The 20517-nt window shown below is 58.7% G+C and carries 13 protein-coding genes; 6 read left to right on the forward strand and 7 right to left on the reverse strand.

Translation table 11 applies throughout. From position 1 onward, the window contains the following. Positions 1-10 precede the first annotated feature (10 nt). On the reverse strand, positions 11-733 hold the full coding sequence (locus C8D82_RS07625; RefSeq protein WP_116883677.1) for an H-X9-DG-CTERM domain-containing protein: 723 nt from the start codon (positions 731-733) through the stop codon (positions 11-13). Between the two features lie 266 nt (positions 734-999). Here C8D82_RS07625 and C8D82_RS07630 point away from each other — a divergent pair, with 266 nt between their 5' ends. Further along, a complete protein-coding gene (locus tag C8D82_RS07630) occupies positions 1000-2082 on the forward strand; it encodes a substrate-binding domain-containing protein (protein ID WP_116883678.1) in 1083 nt (360 codons plus the stop codon). A 110-nt stretch (positions 2083-2192) separates the two neighbouring features. On the opposite strand, the gene C8D82_RS07635 is transcribed toward C8D82_RS07630, so the two are convergent. The 3 genes from C8D82_RS07635 to C8D82_RS07645 form a co-directional block, all read right to left on the reverse strand. Continuing rightward, entirely contained in the window at positions 2193-5942 is a 3750-nt protein-coding gene (locus C8D82_RS07635) for a beta-galactosidase (RefSeq protein WP_116883679.1), read from the reverse strand. A gap of 13 nt (positions 5943-5955) precedes the next feature. Continuing rightward, positions 5956-6693: a type II secretion system protein gene (locus tag C8D82_RS07640; RefSeq protein WP_133245107.1), complete on the reverse strand. Its 738-nt coding sequence runs from the start codon at positions 6691-6693 to the stop codon at positions 5956-5958. Between the two features lie 621 nt (positions 6694-7314). Then, positions 7315-8370, reverse strand: coding sequence for a LacI family DNA-binding transcriptional regulator (locus C8D82_RS07645; RefSeq protein WP_165832914.1), 1056 nt, complete (start codon positions 8368-8370; stop codon positions 7315-7317). Positions 8371-8548: 178 nt separating this feature from the next. Here C8D82_RS07645 and C8D82_RS07650 point away from each other — a divergent pair, with 178 nt between their 5' ends. After that, on the forward strand, positions 8549-9361 hold the full coding sequence (locus tag C8D82_RS07650) for a histidinol-phosphatase (protein WP_116883682.1): 813 nt from the start codon (positions 8549-8551) through the stop codon (positions 9359-9361). On the opposite strand, the gene C8D82_RS07655 is transcribed toward C8D82_RS07650, so the two are convergent. The 3 genes from C8D82_RS07655 to gap all read right to left on the reverse strand — a co-directional run bounded on the left by C8D82_RS07655 (position 9339) and on the right by gap (position 13131). Further along, a complete protein-coding gene (locus tag C8D82_RS07655; protein WP_116883683.1) occupies positions 9339-10061 on the reverse strand; it encodes a sugar phosphate isomerase/epimerase family protein in 723 nt (240 codons plus the stop codon). The two genes, C8D82_RS07650 and C8D82_RS07655, sit on opposite strands and share 23 nt — an antisense overlap. 728 nt (positions 10062-10789) lie before the next feature. Further along, positions 10790-12043: a phosphoglycerate kinase gene (locus C8D82_RS07660; RefSeq protein WP_116883684.1), complete on the reverse strand. Its 1254-nt coding sequence runs from the start codon at positions 12041-12043 to the stop codon at positions 10790-10792. A gap of 89 nt (positions 12044-12132) precedes the next feature. Then, positions 12133-13131 carry a type I glyceraldehyde-3-phosphate dehydrogenase gene (gene gap, locus C8D82_RS07665; protein WP_116883685.1) on the reverse strand — a complete coding sequence of 333 codons (999 nt, stop codon included), beginning with the start codon at positions 13129-13131 and terminating at the stop codon, positions 12133-12135. 427 nt (positions 13132-13558) lie between these two features. On the opposite strand from gap, the gene C8D82_RS07670 reads away from it, so the two are divergent. The 4 genes from C8D82_RS07670 (at position 13559) to C8D82_RS07685 (ending at position 20492) form a co-directional block, all read left to right on the forward strand. Further along, positions 13559-14680 carry a substrate-binding domain-containing protein gene (locus tag C8D82_RS07670; protein WP_165832915.1) on the forward strand — a complete coding sequence of 374 codons (1122 nt, stop codon included), beginning with the start codon at positions 13559-13561 and terminating at the stop codon, positions 14678-14680. A gap of 36 nt (positions 14681-14716) precedes the next feature. Continuing rightward, on the forward strand, positions 14717-15409 hold the full coding sequence (locus tag C8D82_RS07675) for a type II secretion system protein (protein WP_116883687.1): 693 nt from the start codon (positions 14717-14719) through the stop codon (positions 15407-15409). Between the two features lie 620 nt (positions 15410-16029). Beyond that, on the forward strand, positions 16030-18618 hold the full coding sequence (locus C8D82_RS07680) for an acetylxylan esterase (protein WP_243402514.1): 2589 nt from the start codon (positions 16030-16032) through the stop codon (positions 18616-18618). A gap of 2 nt (positions 18619-18620) precedes the next feature. After that, a complete protein-coding gene (locus C8D82_RS07685; RefSeq protein ID WP_116883689.1) occupies positions 18621-20492 on the forward strand; it encodes a glycoside hydrolase family 36 protein in 1872 nt (623 codons plus the stop codon). Positions 20493-20517 lie beyond the last annotated feature (25 nt).

Genomic DNA, 20517 nt, shown 5'->3' on the forward strand with positions numbered 1-20517 from the left:
GCTCCTTAACTCAGTATGTACCGGGCATGACCGGACTGCCGCTGCTCTGCCATGCGCCGGCTGTGGCGTTGTATGCGCCGACGACTCCGGGCGCCGCCGGCAATTCTTCGGGATAGAACGCTTCCCATTTGTCGTAGATATCCTGACGGCTGCGGGTTTCCACATGGCCGTCGACGAAGGAGACGTTCGCTTTTCCGGCATGGCGGATTTCGAGGTCATGGGCGACGAGAAATGATGGCGACATCCACCCCTCCGCCGTCAGCATCACACTCGACGCGCTTTTGACGCGGGGGGCCGGAACTCCATAGTAGAAGAATGCGGCGGAAAACGGATAATCATTCTGGATCCGCGAGCAGAGCGGATAATCCGCCCGCGCTCCGGACAGCGGGCAGGTGAAGGTTTTCGGGGAATGGACATACGCGTTGACCAGCGGTTGGAGTCCGCCGCCCCAATCATTGCGCCAGGACCACTGTGAAGCGTCTTCGGTAAATCCGGCAAGCTCCCACAAATAGATATTGACCATATTCGCACCGCCCTTGATTCCGGGGTAGAGGCCCTGATTGTCGTCGCTGTACATGTTCATTCCGAGCGCGACCTGTTTCTGGTTTCCGGCGCAGGTGATCGTGCGGGCCCGGTCGCGCGCTCCGTTCAGCGCCGGCAGCAGCATCGCGGCCAGAATCGCTATAATGGCTATCACAACGAGCAGCTCAATTAATGTAAATCTTTTCAACATAATCAGTTGGCTCCTTTTGCATCATTTTGTGTTTCTGACCTTCTCTGGCCGGGAGTCGGTCGTCAGTGTTTATTATACCAAACTCCCGGCGCAAAAGCAAGAGCGGCAGCCGTTCCGCCGGTACGATTCGAGCGGAAAATGAAAAAACAACACAGAAAACTGTGCCGTTTTCAACAAAACAGCACAGCATAAAAATAAATCATGCACAGATTTGCAAATCGTTGAAAACGTGTTATGATAAAAAAGAAAACGAAAAGGAAGAATCGATGAACGCCAACGGAATCCGCACCCAGAAGCAGCTTCAGGCTGACCGCTTTCTGCGCAACAAGGTGATGCCGCTGCATGAGGGAGAGGCGCTTCCATCCATCCGCAAGTTAATGGAACAAAGCGGCTTGAAACGTGTGGTTCTGGAAAATTCCCTGCAGGATTTCTGCCGGAACCGATTGCTGCGGGCAGAGCCGAGGCGGGGGTATTTCCGAACCGGCCACCGCGAACTTGAACTTTACCGTGACACCGTCGACATCATCGCCGGCAGCGAGATCAACTATATGGAAAGCCGCAATTCGTTTCAGAACGACCTGACCCAGCAATTGTTCAAAATCGGCACAGAGTATCACATCAATATGCGTATTCACCGGGTCAAGAACCATGAGCCTGTGACCGCTTATGACACGCTGATCAAAAAGCAGCAGTTCCGCGCCGCATTCCTGCTCGCTCCGGCCAGCATCGAAATTGAAAAGCTGATCCGGGACGCCGGAGTGCGCTGTGTGGTGGTCTGTCCGCGCTATCCGGCGGTGGACGGTCCCGCCGTGACCGACGGCGACGATATGATGGAATTGCAGTTGAACCATCTGTTCCGCAACGGCCACCGCCGGATCGCCTACCTGCACGGGGTGGAACGCGAGATACCGCAGTTCACGCCGCTGCTGCGCCGGGAGTGCTTCTACCGGATGATGTGCGAACGGGGCTACCGGGTGCCGCCGGAATTCGTGATTTCGGTGTGGACCTCCGAGGAGGAGCTGCGGCACAATCTGGAGCGGATGTTCAACCGCGGAGAACCGCCGACCGCGCTGATTTCGGACTGCATGCACCTCGCACAGGTCTACTCCTTTTTCAAAAGCCGCCGGCTGGTGCTTGGCCGCGATGTGTCGCTGATCGCCGAAGGAGAGGAGTTCGATCTGCGCCCCCGGCCGACCGCCGTGCTGAATTCACACTCCGCGATGGCGAAACTGGCCTGGGAGATGATGGAAAACCTGCTCGCGGGCCGGAACGAGGTCCGCATCGCCTCCGCGCCGTTGTCACTGCTCGACGGCGATACCGTCGCCAACCTTTCGCGCTGGAACTCCTGACCGTTCAAAGGAATTGTTTTTTCGCCGGCGGCGGCAAGTTGAAGGTGATCCAACTGAAGCAACCGCAATAAACCTCTACGGGCGGGATTTCGCTCCAGAGGAGCGAAAGCTCATTGCCGGGTCAGGCGATACACGCGGGTCTGGCAGAGCCGGAACGGCGTCACAAGGCCCGAGGCGATTTCCGATGCGGAACGGATTGCGGGGGATGTGCCCGGAGCGGTCAGCTCCTCGATCCGCCAGTTTCCGGCGGGAAGCCCCCTGATGTGCCATTTCGCGGAAAGTTCCGGCTGTCTGGCCAGCTCCTCGCGGTCGAGCTTCGGAGCGTGGGGGCGGAAGCTGTCCGGGAGCCGGTGCACGATCGCGTAGTGCACCTCCCCCTTGACCAGATGGTTCACCATCACGCTCGGCGTATCGGTGCCGGCGGCGCGGCTGCTTCCCGCCCATTCGGCGACCGTCCGCAGGAATCCGGGTACACGCGCCCAGTCGGGATGGCCGGCGATGAACAGGACCTCGCCTCTGCCGTAATTCCAGCGCAATGCGGCGGCGGAGCCGTCCGGGAATTTTCCCAGCACCTCCGTTCCCGCCGTCGCCTGGGTCACCGGGGCGGGATTGTTGACCCGCAGCTTCTTCAACGCGGCGAACGGGGCGGCGGAGAAAACCAGTTCCGCCGCTTCCGGGCGCATCGCGGAAAAGCCGCTGTTGCCGTTTTCGGTTTCGACGCGGCTCAGCGGCGCCGGGGCCGCCCCCTGCCAGCCGAGGCGGCGGAGCAGGCCGAATTCCCGTTCCGGCTCCTCGACGATCCAGCGTCCCGAATCCGGGAAGAGCAGCACCTTGCCGCCGTCCTGCACGAACTTGCGGATCAGCTCCGCCGTCGCCTGCGGCAGCACCTGCCCGCCGGAAGCGGGGACGATCAGCAGTTTTTTACCGTCCAGCACGGTCCCGGGCGCATTTTCCGAGAACCAGTCCGGCCAGAGCTGGTCGCGGTAGAGCGCCGCCGCCAGCCGGGTCACGAAGTCGTCCTGACGCATCGTGAAAAAGCTGCGTTCGAGGTACTGCATCGTGCTCCACGCTGAAAGTACCGCGATATCCGACGGTTCCGCCGGGGCCGCGTCGCGCAGTTCGCGCCACAGCGGCCGCCAGAGTTTCCGGAACTCCTCCAGTCCGGCGTTGCGGTCGGGAGTCCACTGGCCGGTGCGGATCGTGTCGCGCCAGTAGTAGTTCCAGTGCAGTCCGTCGCCGCCGGCGGAAGTGATCTGGAAGGTGGCCTGCTCCAGTTCCGCCGGAACCGGGGTCATCAGATGAACCTCCTGCGGGAAGCTGTAACCGGTGTCCGAAACCGAACGGCGGCCGTATACCTGCATCTGGTAGTAGAGCGCGCAGCCGCCGGAGTGGCGCCGCCAACGGTCTTTCCGGGCGGACTCCGCCAGCCGGGGCGACGCGAAGTCGAGGCCGAAGTAGCAGACGATCGAACGGCGCTTATCCAGCTCGCGCAGCGGCTTGACCACGTAATCGATCATGTAGTCCTCCAGCGCGGTGCGCCGGAACTCCACCCAACAGCGCCAGGTTTCGGAGAGGTCGGGGCGGGAGAAATCATCGCTCGAACGCGGAATCCCCGGCTCTTTGTCTTTGTACCTGCGGTGGAACGCCTCCAGCGCGGTCGCGGAAAAATCCACCTGCTTGCCGAGCCACGGCCGGTCGAGGTTGGTCCAGTCCAGCGAACCGGGCAGCCCCCAGATGTGGTAGCCGGCGATGCCCGGATTGTCCCGGTAGCGCCCGGCGGCGACCCGGGTGAAGCTGCGGATCGCGTCGAGCATGCCGGGCGTCTGGATCGCCGGAATGCGCCCGACTTTGTTGCTGCGCCAGATGTCGGCGCGGCCGTAACCGTCGAGCTGCGGATCGAAGTCGAGCCACGCAGGCGCTTCGTAACGCAGTTCGAGGATCGCTTTGCCGCCCTGCCGGATCACCTCGTCGAACGCCCGGTCGACCAGCGTGAAATCATAGACGCCCGGCCGCGGTTCGATCCAGTTCCAGTCGAGGCGGATGCGGAAGAGGTCGAAACCCGCTTTGCGGCCGTCCGCCACCCACGCCTTGATCCGTTCGAGGTGGTCCGGCTCGTCGGGGTGATTCTCGTAGACCGCCCAGGTGAAATAGTTTTTCCCGGGGCCGAACAGGTCGGCTTCCGCCGGAATCTCTCCCTCCCCCTGCCGGGTCAGCGGCTTCGCGGGAAGCGTCCCCTGCACGCCGAGCTGCAGCTCCTTGCGGTCGAGTTCAAGGTCGCCGTTCTTCAGGATCGCGGCAAATCGGTAGACGCCGGGCTGGTGCGGAGCCTGCCACTTCAGTTCCCGGCCGTCGAGCCTGCCCGAATCGATCACTTTGCCGTCCGGCCCGGTGATCTCCCATACCCTGCCGCCGCTGCGTTCATTCCAATCCGGCAACGGAATGGTCAGAGTGCCGCCGGGTTTCACCGTCGACGCGAAACGCGGGTACGGCGGCAATTGCGAGGTGGAAGCGATCACGAAAAGCGGCATGCGGAGCTGTTTCAGCACCGCCCCTTTTTCCGCGTTGCCGTTCGGCAGCACATTCTGTCCGCCAAGGTTCAGCTCGACATTGTCGAATTCGGCTTCGCCCGGTTTCATCGCCATCAGATAGACGTAGACCTGATCGGTTTCCGGCGGCAGCGCGACCGGCGCTTCCAGTGTCTGCCAGTCGGCGGAGCTTTTGAACCGCAGCGGAATCGACGGCCCGATCGAATTGCGGTCGCGCCCCAGTGGCACCACCCACGCTTCGGGAGCGCCGTCGCCGCGCGCGCTGGCCCTGAATACGCCGGAGCCGGGCTGCGGAATCCGCCGCGTCAGCCGCCATCCCGCATACCCCTGGCCGGATTTCTTCCTGCCGATGAAACTGCGGGAACCGCCGACGCCGGACTCCTGTCCCCACACCGCTTCGCCGTCGGCACGCCAGACCAGTTTATTCCAGTCGGCGGGGCCGGATTTGCTCAAGTCCTGCGGAACGAGGCTCGCAACCACGGTGTAACTGCCCGCCGGGAGTTCGCCGAGATCGATTTTCCGCTCGCGCGCCCGGTAGTCGCCCGGCGTGAAATCGAGAAGCGCCTCGCCGCAGCGGATCGCTGGGCCCTGTTCTCCGCGCACCAGCTCCCAATTCAGCCTGACCGCGCCGTCGTCCATATTCATCCAGTCGGCGGGCAGATACGGCGCGACGCCGCTCTGGATCAGCGCGGTGGTCATCCAGTACCGTTCGCCGGGCAGGTTCAGCGCCCAGTGGTCGGTCGCGGAGCCGAGCCGGTACGCGTCGCTGCGCACCTCATCCAGCAGCCAGCTTCCCGCGGCATCCGCCGGAGCCTCGATCCGCACCCCGGCGAACTTCAGCGGCCTGACCGGCAGCGGGCTGCCCGGCTTGTCCGCTTTGCCGACCAGCGGGTGCATCCGTCCCATCTCGTTGGCGTCGAAGGCGTAGGTGTCGATATAACGCCAGTTGCGCGCCCACTTCTCCAGTTCGGGCAGCGGATAGGTGAACCGGGTGCCTTCGCGGTCGGTGAATACCAGCGAGAGCTTGTTCCGGTCCATCGGGGTTTCCACGAAAAGTTTGAGTCCGGCGCGCTGCGCCTCCGGTTGGACTGGAACCGGTTCCTTGAGGTTCAGCTCCACCACGGAGGGCTTGTCCGCCTTTTTCCAATCCAGTCGGAGCAGGCCGTCAGGGCGGAACGAGACGGAAACCTGTGCCGGCGCTTTCACCTCCCACCGTTCCGGCGTGCGGAAATCCGCGACGGTGCGGACCGGCGAAGCCGCCAGCGTGCCGAACAGCAACAGCAGCAAAGAACAGGACAACGTTGTTTTCTGCATATTCAAAAACCTTTCAGTAACTTTTGCCGAGCGGCAGATTCGCCATTTTCGTATCGGGATTATGGCCTTTGGAAAAATAACCGAAGTCCATGCGCCCCGATTCGGAGTGACCGTCGTAAAACAGCACGTTCCCCTTATCCATGTGATTCAGCCCGAAGCTGTAGTGGCGGGCGTGGCCGAGCTGGTAGTAGTTTTCAAAGGAATCATGAGTGGTCACAAACTGCGACGGACCGTATTTCTCCTTCTGGTCGCTGTTGTCGGGATTCTCGGTTACAACCGAAAAACGGCCTCCGGCGTATTTCCAGAACGCATCGTCATTGGAGCCGCCCTTGCGGTAGCCGCGTTTCCCGTAGGTACGTTCCCGGTGGTCCGCCACAAAGGGAAAAGCGGAGGGGCAGATTCCGACATGTTTTTTGCCCTTCGTCCATTGCGGCAGGTAACCGAGGTTCCCCATGCTGGAAACCCAATATTTGTTTTCGGTTCCGTCCGGGTTGCTCACTGCGAGCTTCGGCCCGTACAGCCAGCCGTCATAATCATTCATATACTGGGCGTCGGCAAGGCCGATCTGCTTGAGCTGGCTGGTGCAGGTCACCTGTCTGGCCCGGTCCCGCGCCTTGTTCAGCGCCGGCAGCAGCATTGAGGCGAGAATCGCAATGATCGCTATTACCACGAGCAGCTCAATGAGAGTGAAATATCCGTACATAATGCCGGGTATGGTATGGTAAGGGCGGGCGAGCTTTTCATGTTGCATTTGGTTTCGCTCATTACACATTTTTACCTCCGTTTTAAATCGGCTATACTTTTTTTCAAAGGCTGTTACAGGCAACAATTTTAAAGTCGTGCGCCCTGCTGTCCGATGTCAACTTTGGAGTGCGGAGATTCATCTCCGCTTTCCAATCGCGCGTGACCCTGTAATAATACTTAAGTTTAATTCGCCTTTCCGTACCATTACCGGCCACAAACTGGGTGCCAGTCATTTGCGGATGGCTCCGGAGGGCCACTCGCCCTCCGGACCTCCCCGCTCGCCTCGGAACTCCCGTTGACTTGCGAAGCACTTCCATTCGCGGGCGGCCCTAGCGGGCCTTACTTGTCCGCCTGCGGCGGCCAACTCCTCATCGTTCGCTGCGCTCACTACGCCGGAGGGGCTTCGCTCACTACGTTCGGCTTCGTCACTATCGTTCCTCGTTACTTGCTGCCGCAAGTAATGCCCTCACATTCGTTCGCGGCGCTGACCGCGCTTGTTGTGCGCCGCGGAATGGTCATGGAGGCCAACCAATGCTTGCCTGTACCAGCAGCCGCACGCCCCCCGTAGGGGCATTGGCGTGCGTACCCGGCAGCGGCACCTTGCCGCCCGCCTGTATTAAGCTCCCCATTATCCGGCAACGCCATCGCTGACCGATTCATGGACAACGATCTCCCCGTTGACCATGCGGAATGTCGGCCCGGTGGCGGAGTCACCATGCTCAATCATATCGATAATCCATTCGGCGGCTGCCGCGCCCATGCCGCGCATCGGGGTTTCGTAGCTGGTCAGCCGGGGACGCAAAAACAGATTGGCGAGGTGGTCGAAGCCGACTACGCTCAGGTCCTCCGGCACCCGCAGCTTGCGCTGCTCCATCGCCTCATAAAATCCGGCGGCCATCCAGTCGTTCGCGGCGATCACGGCGGTCGGCGGTTCCGGCAGGCGCAGCAGGGCTTCCAGCGGTCCGCTCATGTCTGGAAACTCCTTTTCCGGCAGGTTCGGATTGGGACCGGGAAGCGCGCTCTGAACCAGTTCGGGATCGAATGCGTCGCGGGCGCGCAGAAACTCTTCATACCCCTGCAGCCGCGCCAGAAACATCCGGTGATGGCAACGCATCGACACGAAAGCGATCCGGCGGTGCCCCCGCTCCCACAGATAGCGGCACACCTGTTCTCCGGCCCGGTGGTCATCGGTCGAAACCTGGGCGATCGGGATATCCCGCTCCAGCATGGAAAGGCCGATCACCGGCAACTGCCGGGCGAGTTCGCCCAGCACCGGCGGAATGTCGTTGACCGCCTTTACGATCAACCCGTCCACCTTACCGTCATGCACGCAGCGCGGAATCCCATCCGCGGCGCTGGTATGTTCCAGCAGCACATGGCAGCCGCGCCGGGCACACACCTCCTCGATGCCGGAGAGGTAGTTGATGTAGATGGAATTGCTGCTCCATTCGTTGCCCATCTCCGCCATCCACAGTCCGATATTGCCGGTGCGGAGCCGGGAACCGCCGCGCCGTCCGGCCAGCAGCTGCGCCGCCGAATTCTTACGGTAGCCGAGCACCCGGATCGCTTCACGCACCGCATCGATCCGTTCCGGCGCGATATTGTCGAAGCCGTTGATCACCCGACTGACGGTGCCGACCGAAACCCCGGCCATTTTCGCGACGTCCCTGATGCTGCAAGCCATGCGGCGCTCCCCTGTTGAACGATCATTGAAACGCATTCATTCTTCTTTAATTATACCGGAAAACCCCCTCCGCGTCAAGAGGCAATTCGATTTTTTCCGATTTTTTTATTTCGGCGGCAGCCGGAATTGACTTTTCCTGAAATCGGGGATATGTTGAACGGATTAAGGAGGCGACATTATGAAATTCGGCAAGCGGGTCAATCTGCATACCCATACTTTCCGTTGCAAACATGCGGTGGGAGCGCCGCGCGAGTACTGCGCCGAAGCGGTGCGGCAGGGACTTTGCACACTCGGTTTCTCCGACCATCAGCCGTTTCCGGACGGGCGCTTTGACGAGTCGCGCATGCCGTTCGGCGACCTTGAGGCCTATGCGCGGGAAATCGAGACGGCAAGACAGGAATTTCCCGAATTGAACATCCTGACCGGGCTGGAGGCGGATTATGTGCGGGCGCTCGGAAAATCCTTCTACGAGGAAGAATTCTTCAACAAACGCAAGTTCGACTACCTGATTCTCGGCCCCCACTTCAACGATCCGCCGGAGGCCGGAGCCGGGGCGGGAGCGGCGGAGAATGTGCGGCTGCGCGTGGAGTCGACGATCCGCGCGATGGAAACCGGCCTGTTCGCCTATGTGGCACATCCGGATATGTTCGCCTGTACCGGCCTGAGCTGGACGTCCGAAATCGAAGCACTCTGCAAAGAGCTGGTTTCCGCCGCCGTCGCGCTGAAAGTTCCGCTTGAGATCAATGCCTATGGACTGCGCAAACCGTGGATCGATACCGCCGAAGGGCGGCGGCCGCAGTATCCGTGGCGGCCTTTCTGGGAGCTGGCCGCCGAACTCGGGGCAACGATGGTGGTCGGAGCCGATGCGCACCGCCCCGAAGACGTCTGGAGCAATGCGGAGCAGGCGGCTGCGTGGGGAGCGCAGTTCGGACTCGTCCCTGCCAACGCCGCCGTCGCCGCCGCAGTCGTCAACGGGCGAAAGCCGCGTTGATATTCTTCACGCAGGCCTGAAGGTTCGGAACCGGATTTTCCGGTTCGCCTTCGTATTCGAGCGTGAGATAGCCGTCGAACTTGCTGTCGGCCAGATAATGCGCGAAACCGTCGAGCGCGAGTACGCCGGTGCCGCTGATCACATCCTCCGCATTGCCGGCGCGGTCGAATACGAAATCCTTGATATGGACGCCGTAGAGCCGGTCACGGAACTTCTTCGCGACCGCCAGCGGATCTTCGCCGGAGTCCAGCATCCAGCCGGTGTCGAGGCAGAGCCCGACGTTGGCGCTGGAACGATTGAACAACGCTTCCAGTTCCCGGACGGTGCCGAGCGCGTGGCGGCGGCCGTGATTGTGAATCGCGACCTTCTTGCCGTACTCCGCGCACAGCTTTTCGACCAGGTCGAGCGAATCGTAATTGAGATCGGCGCTGATCGCCGGGAAACCGGCCAGCGCCGCGAATTCAAACACCTTGCGGTTGGCCGCTTCATCCGGCCCGAAGAAGTTCACGCCGAAAGAGGAGATCGTGATTCCGGCGTCGCGGTACAGCTTCAGCGATTCGGCGGGGCGGTCGAGGTCGATATGGATTCCGCACGCTTCCAGCCGGTCGACGCCGCAGGCGTTCAACGCCGCGATGATTTCCGGCGTGCCCTTGAGGCCGCGAAAGCACCAGCTCTGGATTCCGAGAGTCGAATTGATCATGGAGTTTCCTTTCCTTTCAGTTGGTTACCGGAATATTATAACAAACCGCAACCCAAAAGTCAATCCGGAATTTCACGGAAATAAGGATTATCAGAGTTGTCCGGCCATGGCATTTAAAATAACGGATTGGCAAGCATATTGTTATAAACAAGTTGTGTAAATGGTGGATAAATAACGGATCGGCTTCCGGCAACCAGAGGCGAATTGCCGGAAAGCCTGCCGTTAGAACCGATAAACTCATAGACAACAACCCCGGTTTTGAATTTTTACTGCGTAAAAATTCAAAACCGTATCCGGCGCCGGCACCTTGCCGGTCGGGGGGGCGGGGGTGAAGCGCCCCGGGCCGCCGGAGGCAAAGCCCCGGAGGGGAAGCCTGCCGTTTTAAAGGCAGGCGGATCTGCCTGCCCTGACGGGCGGCAGACCTTGTGCGCTACGCGGCCTGATTTTCAATCAGGCTCCTGTAGCTGGGCGCTGTAGCGCACAAGTGTCTCCGACGGCCAACGCTTTCGCCGTTGGATCACGACCGGCAACGTGCCGGTGCGGAGTACCACCGGTAGACCAAATAAACTCATAGACAATAACCCCGGTTTTGAATTTTTACTGCGTAAAAATTCAAAACCGTATCCGGCGCCGGCACCTTGCCGGTCGGGGGTTCCGGGGGCGAAGCGCCCCGGGCCGCCGGAGGCAAAGAAAAACCCCTCCGGATGGAGGGGGTGAGCGCGTGACAATTACTTGTCGGAGAGAGCGACCACGCCGGGGAGGGCCTTGCCTTCGAGGTATTCGAGGGAAGCGCCGCCGCCGGTGGAGATGTGGCTCATCTTGTCCGCAAGGCCGGACTTGTTGACCGCGGAGACGCTGTCGCCGCCGCCGATGATCGAAATGCCGCCGTTGGCCTTGACTTCGGCAACCGCCGCGCAGACGCCGAAAGTGCCTTTGGAGAACGCGGGCATTTCAAAGCAGCCCATCGGACCGTTCCAGACGACGGTCTTGGCGCCCTTGATCGCATTCGCGTAGAGTTCGGTGGTCTTGGGACCGATATCGAGCGCCATCCAGCCGGCCGGGATATCGTCGCCGGTGATCTGGGTGTTCGCGTCGGCGGCAAACTTGTCGGCGGCGACGTTGTCGACCGGGAGCAGGAAGTTCACGCCGAGTTCCTTGGCCTTGGCGATCATTTCCTTGGCATATTCGAGCTGGTCGAGTTCGCACAGCGAGTTGCCGACGTCGTGGCCCTGCGCCTTCAGGAAAGTGTAGGCCATGCCGCCGCCGATGATCAGGGTGTTGACCTTGGTCAGCAGGTTCTTGACGACCGCGAGCTTGTCGGAAACCTTGGCGCCGCCGAGGATCGCGACGAACGGGCGAACCGGGTTTTCGACCGCGCTGCCGAGGTATTCAATCTCCTTTTCCATCAGGAAACCGGCGACCGAAACCGGCACATACTTGGTGATCACGGCGGTCGAAGCGTGGGCGCGGTGAGCGGTGCCGAACGCGTCGTTGCAGTAGATGTCGCCGTAGGAAGCCAGCTTCTTCGCCAGTTCCTGCTGCTTTTCCTTGAGCTCAGCCTTCTTCGCCTTGAACTCCTCGTCGGACTGGCCTTCCTTCTGCTTGAGCTTGCCCTGTTCTTCCTTGTAGAAGCGGGTGTTTTCGAGCATCAGCACATCGCCCGGCTTCATCGCGGCGACTTCCTTGTCGGCGTTGGCGCAGTCGGCGGCGAACGCGACCGGCTTGCCGAGCATCTTCGACAGGTATTCGGCAACCGGTTTCAGGCTGAAATCGGCTTCATAGCCCTTTTCGGCGGGACGGCCGAGGTGGCTCATCAGCACGAGGCTGCCGCCGTTGTCGAGCACATATTTGATCGAGGGCAGCGCGCCCTTGATGCGGGTGTCGTCTTTGATCACGCCTTCTTTGATCGGAACGTTGAAATCGACGCGCATCACAACGCGCTTGCCTTTGAGGTCGACATCACGCAGAGTTTTCTTGTTCATTTGTTTTTCCACTTCATAATTAAGGATTGAAAACAAAAAGGGCGGGCGGCCTTGTACCACCCGCCCCTTCAGGGAATCAAGCAACCTGATTACTTGGAGATGACGCGGACCATCTCAAGAACCTTGTTGGAGTAGCCCCACTCGTTGTCGTACCAGGAGACGACCTTCACGAAGGTCGGATCCAGCGCGATGCCGGCCTTGGCGTCGAAGACGGAGGTGCGGGCTTCGCCGCGGAAGTCGGTGGAGACGACGCACTCGTCGGTGTAGCCGAGGATGCCCTTGAGTTCGCCTTCGCTGGCCTTCTTCATGGCCGCGCAGATTTCATCGTAGGAAGCGGCCTTCTCCAGCTCGACGGTCAGGTCGACCACGGAGACGTCGGAGGTCGGGACGCGCATCGACATGCCGGTCAGCTTGCCGTTCAGGGCCGGGAGAACCTTGCCCACAGCCTTGGCGGCGCCGGTCGAGGACGGGATGATGTTCTCGAGGATGCCGCGGCCGCCGCGCCAATCTTTCTTGGACGGGCCGTCGACGGTCTTCTGGGTCGCGGTGGCGGCGTGGACGGTGGTCATCAGGCCGCGCTTGATGCCGAAGCTGTCATTCAGGACCTTGGCGATCGGAGCCAGGCAGTTGGTGGTGCAGCTGGCGTTGGAGATGATGGTCTGGCCCGCATAGCTCTGGCAGTTCACGCCGTAGACGAACATCGGGGTGTCGTCCTTGGACGGAGCGGACATGATGACCTTCTTCGCACCGGCCTGGATGTGGGCGCCGGCGAGTTCCTTGGTCAGGAAGAGACCGGTGGATTCGACGACGACATCGGCGCCGACTTCGTTCCACTTCAGATCGGCCGGATTCTTCTCCGCGGTCAGGCGGATCTTCTTGCCGTTGACGATCAGGTTGCTGCCGTCGACTTTGACATCGGCTTCGAATTTGCCGTGGACCGAGTCATACTTCAGCATGTAGGCGAGGTATTCGGGTTCGAGCAGGTCGTTGATCCCGACGATTTCGATGTCATTGCTGAAGTTCTGGACCGCAGCGCGGAAGACCATGCGGCCGATACGGCCGAAACCATTGATACCAACTTTGATCATTTTTGGCAATTTCCTTTTGTTAAGTTAAGGGAGCACAATTTTCAACTTCATTTCTAAGAAATATACCGCCAAAAAAATAAAAGTCAAGTTTTCAACCATCAGGCTCTTACAAAAAAGAGCAGATTCGGCTGAGAGCAGGACACGGGAGCGGAAAACCGCCGGCAGTCCGCAGGTTTTATGATCCGCACCGGTATGAAAGCGCGCTTCATGGCCGGTATCGGCGATTGCCGCAGGTGAAATCGGTTTGATCCTTTGATCCTGCCCTCCCGGACGATGTTCCGTTTATATTATGCAGTCCCTGTTTTTCCGTAAAAGTAGTACAGTTGTTAAACTTTTTTCGAAAATAATGGCGTCCGGCTCTTGGCAAATATGAAAAACTTTGCTATAATATAAAAAGAGAAACAACTGTACTACTTTCAGGATGCTCATGAAACCTTATGTAAAAAGCAGCAAGATATTGGAAGAACTCCGTTTGCTATTGCGCGAACGGCAGTGCCGGGGCGAGTTGATCCTGCCCGGCATACGGGAACTGGCAAAAGAGTTCGACGCCAGCTGCGGAACCGTCATCAAGTCGCTGAACCAGTTGCGCGACGAGGGGCTGATCTATCAGGAGAAAAAGTCAACCCGCATCCGGCCGGCGGCCGGGCAGGCGCTGCGTTACGGTTTCGTCTACACCGGGCACCGCGGCAGCGGCTGCTGCTGGTTTGCCGCTTATGACCGGCTGCGGTTCCTGCTCGAACGGATGATGAACAAGCAGCACCTCCAGCTTGAATGTTTTCTTTACGACCCGGAAGACCCCGCGGAAACGCCCGAATCATTCGCCGCCGGGCTGGCCGGAGTCGACGTGCTGTTCGTATCGTTGATTTCCGATCTCCGCGTGATGCCGCTGCTGCGGCAAGTGTGTTCCCGGTTGGTGATTCTGGATCCATGCAACTCGGAAGATAACCGGGACGCCTCCTGCATCCAGCTCGACAATCGCGCCGTGGGGAGGATCGCGGCGGAATTGTTCATTCAGGCCCGGTGCCGGAATATCCTGTGCGTAATTCCGCAGGCAAAATCAACTGATATCCTGTTCCGGCTGCGTCTGGAGGGTTTTGCCGAGCTTTTCGCAAATGAACAGCGCCGCTTTTCCGTGGTGGAACACCAGAATGCCGACACACTCAAGTCATTGCAGATGTTCCGGGACCGTATCGATCAGGCGGTTTCCGAAGGTGGTGACGGTATTTTCTGCGTCTCCGATGAAAATATTTCGGAAATCTCCGAAGAACTCTTTCGATCGGGGAAAGTGCCGTCCGAGGTCTCAATCGTTGCATTTGACGGCGCCAATCGTGCAATCCGGCACTCTCCGCCGATCACGACGATCTCACACGGCGACGAACAGATTGCCGTCGAGTTGTTGAAACTGGCTCTCCGGCTGGAGAGCAATCCCCGGCAGTTCCCCGTGATCACCCGGCTGATTGCTCCGCAGGTTTATCCGGGAGCAACCGTCCGTAAAGTTATGAAAGAACGTCACAATGCGCAGCTCATTGCAGGTTCGCTGCAGGTGTAATCAAAAAGAAGGAAAAATAAGGAAAGGACGCCTCTGATGAAAACAGAAAAAAGATATTTTACACTGATTGAACTTCTTGTAGTAATAGCGATCATCGCCATCTTGGCCGGCATGTTGTTGCCGTCACTGAACAAGGCGCGCCTCAGCGCCCGAACCACGAGCTGCATTTCACAGATAAAGCAAAATGGTACCGCTTTAAATATCTATTCGGATGATTATAAAGGACTACCTCCAACCTATTACACTTTAGGCGGAGCGCTAGGGAATGACCCTACTTGGTGTGCCACCGATAATAGTTCATACGCAGGTTTGATGCTGGTTGCAAGTTTAAACTATTTGGGAAATGTTGATATTGAAGCAGCGAAAAATACCAAAATCAGCCCTAAAATTCTCAATTGTCCGGTCTGTAACCCTGTCAAGCCGCAAACTGACGGAAATGCCTGGAGGCGGATCAGCTATATCTATGGACGGGACTCCTACAATGACAATGGATTCTTTACTCCCAAGTTGAAACCCTATCCTCAATTAACCCGGGAAGTACTCATTTACTGTTTCGGCAGCAATACTGTTATGGATTATGGGAAACAGGACGTTCACGGTGGTTATACCGTTCTTTATAGGGCAAATGGATCAGCAGGAAAATTATCAAAAAATGCGATTTGGAATGGTCAGAAATCTTATCCGTGGAATCACAAGACCGAATTACTGCCACACGTTGATTCACTCTGAAAGGATCGATTACGATGAAATATAGAATTTTACTTATTTTCGCTTTGCTCAGCTTGAGCTTGCAACTTGCCGCCGAAATCGCCATCCCTTTTGACCGAAACTGGAAACTTCCGCCGAACGGGACGATCTCCGAATCGATTTTGACCATTTCGGCGACAGATTCGGCTGTACCCCAACTGGCATCGCATCCGATTGATCCGGAACCATACTTCGGCCGCTCCCTGATCGTGCGCTTCGAGGTGAAATACTCCGACGTCAGCAAGCCGAAGGAATCGTATAACGGCGTTAAACTGATGATCCATTATTTTGCCAACGGGAAACAGTACTGGACCAACTGTCCGCCGCTTTACGGTTCCTCTGACTGGAAGACAGTCACCGTGGAGCAACAGATACCCGGCGATACGGAATGGATTTTCCTGGAAACCGGACTGCAGGGAAGCACCGGCAAATTGCAAGTCCGCAATGTCGAATTGGTGGATTGGGATCCCAAAGAACTTCATCGTCCACCGGTTCCGTTACCGGAAAATTTCCGCTGTGAATATACCGAACGGGTTTTATCCCTGCCGCAATTGCGTGGAATGATGTCCCCTGTTGTATATCGAAGCGCAGATTTCCCGGTGATGCGGGAATGGAATGTCAATCTTCTGCGTTGGCAGTTGCGTCCAGAACCTCGTGAGGGGGAAAAATATGCTGACTTGCTTGATCGTGACATGAATATTCTCGACAAAGTTCTGGAGCAATGTCAAAAACTTGGAATTATGGTCATCATTGATCTTCACCGTGTTCCCGGCGGCAAGGAATTCAATCATGGCGCGGTTCAGGAAGAGGCGAAGCTGTTCGACAATCCGGAACTCGCGGAAGAATTTGTGGAGTCATGGCGAAAAATCGCCCGCCGCTACCGCGATTGTCCGGCGGTTTACGGGTACGATCTTTTCAATGAACCCAATCAGAAGACGCCCCGCCGCATCGATTATCTGGAATTGCAGTACCGCGCCGCGAAAGCGATCCGGGAAATCGACCCGGAAACGCCGATCTGCGTTACCTCAAACGATTGGAGCAGTCCGCGGTATTTCTCCTATCTCCATCCGCTGCCGCTCAAAAATATCATTTACAACGTTCATATGTACCGTCCGTTGACTTATACCCATCAACGGGTCGTCCCCGCATTAACCAGAATCTATACCTACCCCGGCAATGTTGACGGAAAATATTGGGATAAGGAGGCGTTGCGCCGTTGCCTGGCGCCGGTGCGCGAGTTTCAGCAGAAATACGGCGCCCGGATCGTGATGAGCGAGTTTTCGGTCATCCGCTGGGCTCCCGGCGGCGAACGGTATCTGGCCGACCTGCTGGCGTTAGCCGAGGAATACCAATGGGATTGGTGTTACCACTCTTTCCGGGAGTGGGATGGCTGGGATCTGGAATACGGCAATCAATACCGGGACACTTCCTGCAAAGATCCGGAAAACCCGCGGTTGAAGCTGATTCTGAATCTGCTGGCGAAAAACCGGCAGCTCGACCTTGCCGGCGGCAGCTGGAAGCCGCAGGCTGCGCCGCTTCCCGCGATTGACCTGATGTCCGAAGCAGTGAAAAAGCAGCTGACCGACGGGCGGCGGCTTGATGAAACGGCAGCGGTTCCCACGCTGGAAATCACCCGGAAAACTCCCGGAAACACCTTCGTCGCCATTCCCCTGTCGCTCTCCGTTCTGGGCGGGCAGGAAGTGGTTTTGAGCGGGGAAATCGCGCATGAAGCGATTTCCAAAAAGCCGAAATCCCACAATGGCGTAAAAATGATGTTGGTCATTACCAGTTTCCACGGCAATACCCGCTATCTTCAGGTGCCGACCCGGGAAGGTGACTCCGATTGGAAAAGGTATGCGCTTAAAGTTGAAATTCCCAGCGACGCCCGCAAACTCGAATTATATCTCGGGCTGGAAGGGGTTTCCGGTACGGCGAAATTCCGGAACATTCGATTTTCCGAACCCAAACCGCAGATTGACCACAGCCGGTCAATCATAACCGGAGAGCTTGACCGGAGCAATGCCGTTTCCTATAAGCCCGGAGAACCGATGAAGTTCCGTTTCCGCATCCTGCAGTCAGGCAAACCCATAGGAGGGCGGCTCCGGGTAATCGTGGCGGGGGATGACGGCAGCCGCCGGGAGGATGAATATGATCTGTCGGCAGATCGTCCGCTGGAGTTGACCGCGTCGCTCAATCAGCCCGGTTTCGTGATGGCGGAAGCCAAACTGATCGACGATTACGGGAATGAGATCCGGCGGAAACACGGAAACGGCATGAAAGCAGTCCAGTTCGGACTCGCCGCCGGGGTTCAACCGGAAAAACTGACTCAGACAGTAGCCGAACCGGTTGATTTCGACAAATTCTGGGAGAGTGCCGCAGCGGAATTGAAGGCGGCTCCGCTGCGCGTGCTGGAGCGCAAACTTTTCAAAACAACGCAGAATTCCCATATTTACGATGTGAAACTCAGCGCCCCCGGCCCGCGGCCGACGGTCGGTTCGCTGGCAATTCCCAGGGATGCGCAAAAGAAATCCCTGCCGCTTCACATCCAGTTTGACGGTTACGGCGTACGGGACATCGTCGCACAGGACGAGCCCGGAAAAATCGTCTTTTTCGTGGGGCCGCATGGCGTTGATCTGCACCGGGAACCGGCGTTCTATGACAAGCTGTTCAACGGGGAACTTTACGGCTATGGGTTCGACGACCGGCAGAATGAAAATCCGCATGACTGTTATTTCAAGTACATGATTCTGCGCGATTTGAGAGCTGTGCAGTACGCCATGACCCTGCCGGAGTGGGACGGGCGCAACCTGACGATTGCCGGCGGCAGCCAGGGTGCGTTTCAGGCGGCGGCGGTGACGGCGCTTACCCCGGAAGCCACGCGATGTGAATTGGAGATTCCCTGGTTCTGCGAGCTGGGCGGCATAACCGCCGGACGGATTCGCGGCTGGCGGCCGAACTGGAAAAAGGGACTCGGTTACTATGACACGGTCAATTTCGCCAGACGGATCAAATGCCCGGTTCAGATTGAAGCCGGCCTGTCGGACTGGGTTTGTCCTCCGTCCGGGGTCTGGTGTCTCTATAATGTATTGCCGGGTTCCAAGCGCATGAAAATGTTTCAGGGGCGGAACCACGGCCCGTATTTCGGATACGATCAGAAAAAAGCGCCTTTCGTGGAAATAAATCAGCAGTGACGATGAAAACCATACTCTTTCCGCGGCTGTACCCGGAGGCCGTCGTCGACGGTTCTTCCGTATTGCCGCCCGGCCTTGAACTGGAAGTCAAAACCGTGACGGGGGATCGTGAAGTCCGTTATCTTGCCGTATTTCACAACCGCGGCAGTGTCGCGCGGCATCTGGATGCGATCCGTTTTACGGCCCGGCCGGAACCGGGGGATTTTCTGTCATTCCCCGGCCGGGAATACCGGATTTTCCTCGAAGGCTGGACGATGGTCACACCGGCCAAGAGCGTCCGTTACGGGGAGAAAGACAACTTCTGCAATCCCGATTATCTGCCGGCGGCGGTTTCGGACCCGGTTCATTACAATAATGCGGCCGAGCCGAACCGCTTCTCCGGCGAATACGTCGGGCTGCTGAACCACCGGCCTTCCGGCAGCATACTGCTGGCCGGATTCATCACCTCCCGCCGGATGATGTGCCGCCTCACGATCGAACTGGCCGAGTCCGGAGTGGCGCAGCTGGAACTCTGCTGTGACGCGGATCATATTCTCGTCGAACCGGGCGAGTCCGTCGAATCCGAGGAGCTGCTGCTGACCTGCGGAAGCGATTCGCAGGCCCTGCTTAAGGAATTCGCCTCCCGCTGGGGAGAAAACATGAATGCCCGCACCTGGGATCATGCTCCGACCGGCTGGTGCAGCTGGTATTATTATTTCGAGAACGTCACCGCCGCCGACATCGCCGAGAATCTCGAAGAACTGGCGGCCCGCCGTTCTGATTTCCCTCTGGAATACATTCAGATCGACAACGGCTGGCAGTCCGCTTACGGGGACTGGCTTCATACCAACGCCAGATTTCCGGAAGGACTGCGGGCGCTGGCGCACTCCATCGCCGAAAAGCGATTCAAACCCGGTTTGTGGCTGGCGCCGTTTCTGGTGGAGAAAAACAGCCGCCTCTATTCGGAGCACCCGGAGTGGACAATCCGCACTCCCGAAGGAGAAACGGTCTGGCTCGATCCGTGGGGCAGTACGGAACTGGCCGTTCTCGACGGCACCCATCCCGGAGTGCAGGCGCATTTCCGGAATTTATTCCGACGGCTGGCGGAGCTGGGATTCGAGTATGTCAAGCTGGATTTCATGATGTATGCCTGCACGCCCGGCAAGGGCCGTTACTTCGATCCCAAAGCCACCCGGCTGGATGCGCTCCGGCGCGCCCTGACCGCGATCCGCGAGGGTTTCGGGGAAGAACGGTTCATTCTGGGATGCACCACCGTTCTCGCCGGCGTCGTCGGCCTGATCAACGCCGAACGCATCAGCACCGACATTACGCCTTACTGGGAGCGGAAGGAATCCGGGCGCGACCGGTACCGCGAAGACTGCTGCGTGCCGAACGTCTGCCGCAACATCATCAACCGCACTTACATGCACCGGCGGCTGTTCCTCTGCGATCCCGACGTGCACATCGCCCGCCGGGACCGGAATGAATTGACCGATGCCGAGGTCCGGCTCTGGACTTCGGCGCTGCTGCTGGCGGGCGGGCTGAAACTGCTGGCGGACCGCTTTTCCACGCTGGAACCGGAACGGGCGGAACTCTCCCGGCTGCTTCTGGCGGCCCCCGACCGTTTCCGGCTGCGGCCGCTGGACCGGTTCGACCGGGAATATCCGGCGGTCTGGTTCGGAATCGATCGGGAAAGCGGCGCTCCGGCGCTGGGAATTTTCAACTTCGCTGAAACTTCAATGCGCCTGCAAGTCACCTTGCCGGATGCGCCGGCGGGCACGCTGCGGAACCTCTGGGGGAATGAAACATTGAAGTGGGTGTCCGGTGCGCCATGTGAATTTCAGGTGGAGCCGCACAACTGTCTGCTTTTTCTGCCTTCCACTCAATCAAAATAACGGTATAAAATAAAATTCCGGGAAC

The organism is Victivallis vadensis, assembly GCF_003096415.1.
GTDB lineage: Bacteria > Verrucomicrobiota > Lentisphaeria > Victivallales > Victivallaceae > Victivallis > Victivallis vadensis.